Genomic DNA, 7537 nt, shown 5'->3' with positions numbered 1-7537 from the left:
TGATAAAGTATTGACTTGTACTGTAACTTCGATTGCTTTGAGTGGTTCTTCTTCGACAGCAGGAGCTACTTTTGCCTGGGTTGCCAGCAATGGCGGACATATTGTTTCCGGTGCTAACACTGCAACACCAACAGTTGATATGGCTGGTACTTATACTTTGACAGTTACTAATCCGACTAATGGTTGTACCGCTACCGATGTTGCTCTAGTTACTCTTGATGCTTCATTGCCAAATGCCAATGCAGGGGCAGATAAAGTATTGACTTGTACCATCACTTCAATTGCATTGAGTGGTTCTTCTTCAACAGCAGGAGCTACCTTCTCATGGGTTGCAAGTAATGGCGGACACATTGTTTCAGGAGCCAACACTGCTACACCAACAGTTGACATGGCTGGTACTTATACCTTAACAGTTACTAATCCGGCAAATGGCTGTACTGCAAGTGATATTGCTTTGGTAACTTTAAATAATACTCCTCCTAATGCTAATGCAGGAGCCGATAAAGTATTGACTTGTACCGTAACTTCGATTGCGTTAAGTGGTTCTTCTTCGACAGCAGGAGCTACTTTCGCCTGGATTGCCAGTAATGGAGGACATATTGTTTCAGGAGCTAATACGGCAACACCAACAGTTGATATGGCTGGTACTTATACTTTAACTGTTACTAATTCGGCAAATGGCTGTACCGCTACCGATGTTGCTTTAGTGACTCTAAATAATACAGCACCAAATGCTAATGCAGGAGTCGATAAAGTATTGACTTGTACTGTAACTTCGATTGCTTTGAGTGGTTCTTCTTCGACAGCAGGAGCTACTTTCGCCTGGGTTGCCAGCAATGGAGGGCATATTGTTTCAGGAGCTAATACTGCAACACCAACAGTTGACATGGCTGGTACTTATACTTTAACTGTTACTAATCCTGCCAATGGCTGTACAGTTACTGATGTTGCATTGGTAACCTTGAATAATACACCTCCTAACGCGAATGCAGGGGCTGATGCTCAAATTTTATGTGGTGCTGGAGCTGTGGTATTGAATGGTTCTTCATCAACAGTGGGAGCTACTTTTGCCTGGGTTGCCAGCAATGGCGGACACATTGTTTCCGGAGCCAACACTGCAACACCAACAGTTGATATGGCTGGTACTTATACTTTGACTGTTACTAATCCTGCTAATGGTTGTACTAATACAGATATAGCTGAGGTCACTGTTCAAATATGTTCTGCGGCTTTGTGTTCTTATACTCAAGGCTATTATGGTAATGAAGGAGGTATGTCTTGTGCGCCTGACGGTCAAGGCGGATTTGCTAGTTATACAACAGCAGAACTCATAGCTAAAGCTTTGACTTCTTATGGTGGAACCATGACAATTGGTTTACCAGGACATTCTGTTTGGATGATGACACCTGATGATATAGATGATATTATAAGAGTGTTACCTGGAGGGGGTATGAGTAAAGTATTAGCACCTTTTGATTATCAAATCAGTAATTTACCACCTAATTATTTGAAAAATGGAGTAATTAATAATACTTTGTTAGCTCAAACAATTACCTTAGGTCTTAATTTAGGTGTTAATGGTCAGCTTGGTAATTTTGAATTGCAGGCAGGGATTTTAGCAACGGCTGCTTCAGAAGGTGGTTGTGGTTCCGATGTGGCTAAAGTACGTTCTTGTAATCCTGATGGAACAGTGAATAATGAATACGAATACTATACTATTCCAAGTAATGTGGTTAATGCTTTGGGAGGTAACCCTACCGTTCAGGGATTGTTTGCTTTAGCAAATCAAGCTTTGGGAGGAGGAGATACATATGGTCTATCACTTTCCTCTATTGCTGATGTGGTTGATAAAATTAATAATGCGTTTGATGGATGTAGAATACCTGTAGGTTATGGTATTTCGCCTTTAGTTTGTCCGGTAATTGAAACTACAGCTTTTAGCGCTATGATGACTTCAGATGCTGCTAGTTTTGATGCTTATCCAGTGCCTTTTAAAGACCAATTAACCATCAGATACAATTTTGATTATGTGTCAGATGTGAAAATAGAAGTGTTTAATTCAAAAGGAGAGTTAGTTTATTCTATGATTGATACAGGTAGTTATTTAGGGAAAGAAGTAGCTGTAAGTTTTAGTTCTTTCTTAGAACAACAACAAGTTTATGTTGTGAAATTAACTACTAGCTTAGGAAGTAGTACAAAAACTGTGATGTCTTCATATTAAATAGAGTAATTAATTTAATTAAAAACACCCGTTACTGCGGGTGTTTTTTGTTTGTATGAAATAGTCTGATTTCATTTTTTTAAGAAAAAAATATAATTCAAATTAATTTTGGCATAGTTCGTGAATAACAGATTATAACCTTAACCTTTTAAAATTTATTATCATGAAAAAAATAGTTACACTTTTCGCTTTTGTGAGCTTTTTTGCTTTAACAAGTTGTACCACTACCGAAGAATATTATGGAGATGATCAGGATACTATTAGTGAAGTCTTCCAGTTAAGCAATGTGGATTTTGGTTTTAATCCTGATGATGGGTATAATATTTATGAAGAATTAGATCCTGTACTCTTTAATGAGGATGTTATTTTAATTTATAGAAAAGTTGGGTCTATAAATGGTACAAATGCTCCTATTTGGGAACAAATACCAAGAACAATTTATAACTCTAATGGAGAGGTTGATTATGATTTTGATTTTAGTATTGGGCATTTTATAATTTATGCACGTGCAACTTATGATTTAGCGCTAACTCCAAGTTATTTGAATAATCAAACTTTTAGAATAGTTATTGTACCAGGCTCTCCGTCAGGTACAGCAAAAATAGCTAATAAAGTAAAAGAAGATTATTCAGATTATGATGCTGTTATCAAAAAATATAATATCGATGATAGCAATGTTAAAGAGTTGAATTAATATTTTATTAAAAAGTATAAAAAAAAAGGAAATCGCGAGATTTCCTTTTTTTGTATCATGACTTTTTGTGTTTCTTGTCTTTTTGTATTGAAGTTATAATTCCGGATAACAATGCAGTGATTATAAAAAGAAGAGAGGCCCATTCGGGAAGTTGGACAAAATGATGGAAAATCATTTTTAAACCTACAAAGCATAAAATAGCAATCAGACTGTATTCTAAGTAGCTGAATTTTTCGAGCATATTGGCTAAAAAGAAATACATCGAACGCAATCCCAGAATGGCAAAAATATTGGAACTAAATACTAAAAACGGATCTGAAGTAATGGCTAAAATAGCAGGAACACTGTCTAGTGCAAAAACGATGTCCATTAGTTCGATAAGAAACAAAGTAACAAATAATGGTGTAGCGGTATTGATATTGTTTATTTTGACAAAAAAATGTTCGCTTTCGATTTTTGTGGTTATCGGAGTCAGCCTTTTTAGGTATTTGTAAAAAACGGAATTATGAGGATCGTATTCGTGATCTTCTTTTTTGAAAAACATTTTAATTGCCGTGTAAATTAAAAAAGCTCCGAAAAGGTAAGTTGTCCAGGCGAATTTCTTGATGATTAATACCCCAAAATAAATCATGATTCCTCTAAAAACAATAGCTCCAATAATTCCCCAAAACAAGACGCGGTGTTGGTATTTTTTAGGAATTCTGAAAGAAGAAAAGATGATGGCTATCACAAATATGTTGTCGATACTCAGGGAAAGTTCAATTAAATATCCGGTAATGTATTTCATTGAAGCGACCGTTGGTTTTAGTTGGTCCGGATTTTCAATGTAATTGTTTTGGTAAAGCCAGTACACAATTATAGAAAACAGAAAAGATAAAGTAATCCAGATTGCAGTCCATTTTCCGGCTTCTTTAGAACTTATTTCGTGTGGGGTTTTGTTAAAAATTCCTAAGTCCAGCGCCAGGAATAAAAAAATCATCGCTAAAAAACAGATCCAAACTATCATAAAAATTGTATTGTGTTTTTACAAAGATAGTTTTTTGTGTAGGAAGGGCTTAATTTATAGTATAAAAAAATGCCTCCATTTCTGAAGGCATTTTTTAGTTTTATCATTGTGAGATTACAAAGCAGATTTAACTGTTTTGATAATTCTAGCAGCAATTTTGTATGGGTCACCATTAGAAGCAGGTCTTCTGTCTTCTAACCAACCTTTCCATCCTTTTTGAACCGTGATTAACGGAATACGGATAGAACATCCTCTGTCGGAGATTCCGTAAGAGAAATCGTTGATAGAAGCAGTTTCGTGTTTACCAGTCAAACGTTGGTCATTGTAAGCTCCATAAACAGCGATGTGCTCTTCAACAACCGGACGGAAAGCCTCACAGATTCTTTCGTAAGTAGCTTGGTCTCCACAAGTTCTCAACACAGAGTTAGAGAAGTTAGCGTGCATACCAGAACCATTCCAGTCCATATCTTTTCCTAGAGGTTTTGGGTGGTACTCAATATAGTAACCATATTTCTCAGTCAAACGATCTAATAAGTAACGAGCAACCCAAATTTCGTCTCCGGCTTTTTTAGCACCTTTAGCGAATAATTGGAATTCCCATTGTCCGCAAGCAACCTCTTGGTTGATTCCTTCAAAGTTGATTCCGGCAGCGATACATAAATCAGCGTGCTCTTCAACTAAGTTTCTACCGTGAGTGTTTTTTCCACCAACTGAACAGTAGTACATACCTTGTGGAGCTGGGTAACCTCCTACAGGGAAACCTAATGGCAATTGAGTTTTAGTATCCATGATGAAGTATTCTTGCTCAAATCCGAACCAGAAATCATCATCCTCATCATCAATAGTAGCTCTTCCGTTAGATGGGTGTGGCGTTCCATCAGCATTCATAACCTCACACATTACTAAGTATCCATCTTTACGATCTGGATCTGGGTAAATAGCTACTGGTACTAAAGAACAGTCAGAAGATCCTCCTTCAGCTTGTCTTGTAGACGAACCGTCAAATGACCATTTTCCTAATTCTTCTAAAGTTCCTTGGAAGTTGTCATGCTCTTCAACTTTAGTTTTACTTCTAAGATTTTGAGTTGGTTCGTATCCATCTAACCAAATGTACTCTAACTTTATTTTTGCCATAATAATATAAATTAATTTTCTTGATTTAATTTCGAAGTGCAAATATAGAATATTTTTTTTAGTGCTGAAACCTTGGGGGTACTTTTGTTTTGAACAGCTGTTATTTTTCGCATTACTATATTTTGGCGGGGGGTATATTTAAAAAAAAGCAATTTTGAAGCTAAATAAAAAGCAATTTAGCAATAGAGGCTTCGGTTATTTTAGCATAAGATTCTTTATCTTTGTGTTTTTAATTTGAAATTGATTACTAATCGTTTAATAAACAGTATATAATGTCTACAATACGTTTTCAGGCGTTAAGAGAAGCCTCCGGCAGAAAAGCCATTCATTTTGAAGAAAGTCATAGAAAATCCAATATTTTTGGTTCGAATGTGTTTAATGAAAAAGCGATGAAGCAATATTTGACTTCGGATGCTTTTAAAGCGGTTCAGGGAGCTATTGAAAGTGGTGCCAAGATTGATCGAAAATTAGCCGATTATATTGCCATGGGTATGAAAGAATGGGCTTTGTCTAAAGGAGTGACTCATTATACACACTGGTTTCAGCCTTTAACAGGAACAACTGCCGAAAAACATGATGCCTTCTTTGAAACTTCGTTTGACGGAAGTGATCCTGTAGAAAAATTTGGAGGTGCGCAGTTGGTACAACAGGAGCCGGATGCTTCCAGTTTTCCCAACGGAGGAATTAGAAATACTTTTGAAGCCAGAGGATATACTGCCTGGGATCCTACTTCGCCGGCCTTTATTTATGGAACCACATTGTGTATTCCTACTGTTTTTATTTCGTACACCGGTGAAGCATTGGATAACAAAATTCCTTTGTTAAGAGCTTTGGCTGCAATGGATGAGGCAGCTACCGAAGTTTGTCGTTATTTTGATAAAAATGTAAAAAAGGTTACGGCAACTTTAGGTTGGGAGCAGGAATATTTTTTAGTTGATAAAGCTTTGGCACATTCCCGTCCTGATTTGATGATGACCGGTAGAACTTTATTAGGACATACTTCAGCTAAAGGACAACAATTAGATGATCATTACTTTGGTTCGATTCCTACTCGCGCCTTGACCTATATGCGCGATTTGGAACAGGAGTGTATGCTGCTTGGTATTCCGGTAAAAACCCGTCATAACGAGGTAGCGCCTAATCAATTTGAGTTGGCTCCTATTTTTGAAGAGACTAATTTAGCGGTGGATCACAACTGTTTGTTGATGGATATTATGCAAAAAGTAGCCGAACGTCATGAGTTTAAAGTGCTTTTGCATGAAAAACCATTTAAAGGAGTAAATGGTTCCGGAAAACATAATAACTGGTCGCTGGCAACGGATACCGGAGTGAATTTGTTGAGTCCGAGCAAAACGCCAATGAGTAATTTGCAATTCCTGACTTTCTTTATTAATACTATTAAGGCGGTAAATGATTATGAAGAATTATTACGCGCTTCGATTGCTACAGCAAGTAACGACCACCGTTTAGGAGCTAATGAAGCACCACCGGCTATTATTTCTGTATTTATCGGGGAACAATTAACAAAGGTATTAGCTGAATTAGAAAGTGTAACCAGAGGGAAATTATCACCGGAAGAAAAAACCGATTTAAAGCTAAATGTAGTTGGGAAAATTCCGGAAGTAATTTTAGATAATACGGATAGAAACCGAACTTCGCCTTTTGCTTTTACTGGTAATAAATTCGAGTTCAGAGCAGTGGGTTCTTCTGCTAACTGTTCGAATGCGATGACTACTTTGAATACTATTGTAGCCAAACAATTAAGAGATTTTAAAGCGGAGGTAGATGCTTTGATTGAATCCAAAGCCATGAAAAAAGACGATGCTATTTTTAATGTTTTGAGAGAATATATCAAAGTATCGAAAAATATTCTTTTTGAAGGTGACGGTTATAGTGAAGCCTGGGAAAAAGAAGCGAAGAAAAGAGGGTTGAGTAACTTTAAAACAACTCCGGAAGCTTTGAAAGCCAGAGCTTCTAAACGTGCCTTGGATTTGTTTTCCGAATTAGGAATTATGAATCACATCGAAATGGAAGCGCGTTACGAGATTGAATTGGAAGAATATACGAAAAAAATCCAAATCGAGAGTAGAGTTTTAGGTGATATTTCTAAAAACCATGTAATTCCAACGGCTATTCGTTATCAAAATACTTTAATCGAAAATGTAAAAGGTTTGAAGGATATTTTTGGGAAAGAATTCGAATCTGTTGCGAAAGAACAAATCGGTTTGATTAAAGAAATTTCGGTTCATATTGAAGGAATTAATGCTAAGGTGGAAGAGATGACTAATGAAAGAAAGAAAGCTAATGCGCTGAACAATGCTCAAAAAACTGCTGAAGCTTATTGTAACAAAGTGAAGCCTTATTTTGAAATCATCAGAAATCATTGTGATAAATTAGAATTATTAGTAGATAATGAGTTGTGGACTTTGACTAAATACAGGGAGTTATTGTTTACGAAATAATATATTAGTTACAGGTTTTG

At 36.4% G+C, this 7537-nt stretch carries 4 protein-coding genes and 1 pseudogene; 3 read left to right on the top strand and 2 right to left on the bottom strand.

Annotated features, from left to right (window positions below):
• A pseudogene (locus B6A10_RS11485) lies at window positions 1–2221 on the top strand (hypothetical protein); the annotation flags it as partial.
• A gap of 163 nt (window positions 2222–2384) precedes the next feature.
• Window positions 2385–2915, top strand: a complete 531-nt coding sequence (locus tag B6A10_RS11480) for a hypothetical protein (protein WP_188220981.1) — start codon at window positions 2385–2387, stop codon at window positions 2913–2915.
• 55 nt (window positions 2916–2970) lie between these two features.
• Here the strand turns inward: B6A10_RS11480 and B6A10_RS11475 are convergent, their stop codons facing one another.
• Both B6A10_RS11475 and B6A10_RS11470 read right to left on the bottom strand, forming a co-directional pair.
• Entirely contained in the window at window positions 2971–3921 is a 951-nt protein-coding gene (locus tag B6A10_RS11475; RefSeq protein WP_188220980.1) for a TerC family protein, read from the bottom strand.
• Window positions 3922–4035: 114 nt separating this feature from the next.
• On the bottom strand, window positions 4036–5055 hold the full coding sequence (locus tag B6A10_RS11470) for a glutamine synthetase beta-grasp domain-containing protein (RefSeq protein ID WP_055090904.1): 1020 nt from the start codon (window positions 5053–5055) through the stop codon (window positions 4036–4038).
• Window positions 5056–5327: 272 nt separating this feature from the next.
• Between B6A10_RS11470 and B6A10_RS11465 the strand changes: the two genes are divergently transcribed.
• The gene (locus tag B6A10_RS11465; protein WP_188220979.1) at window positions 5328–7517 is read left to right on the top strand and encodes a glutamine synthetase III family protein; all 2190 of its coding nucleotides are present in this window, start codon (window positions 5328–5330) and stop codon (window positions 7515–7517) included.
• The last annotated feature ends 20 nt before the right edge of the window (window positions 7518–7537 follow it).

It is taken from the genome of Flavobacterium pokkalii (assembly GCF_014596575.1).
GTDB lineage: Bacteria > Bacteroidota > Bacteroidia > Flavobacteriales > Flavobacteriaceae > Flavobacterium > Flavobacterium pokkalii.
This window is presented reverse-complemented; position numbering and strand designations above follow the sequence as displayed.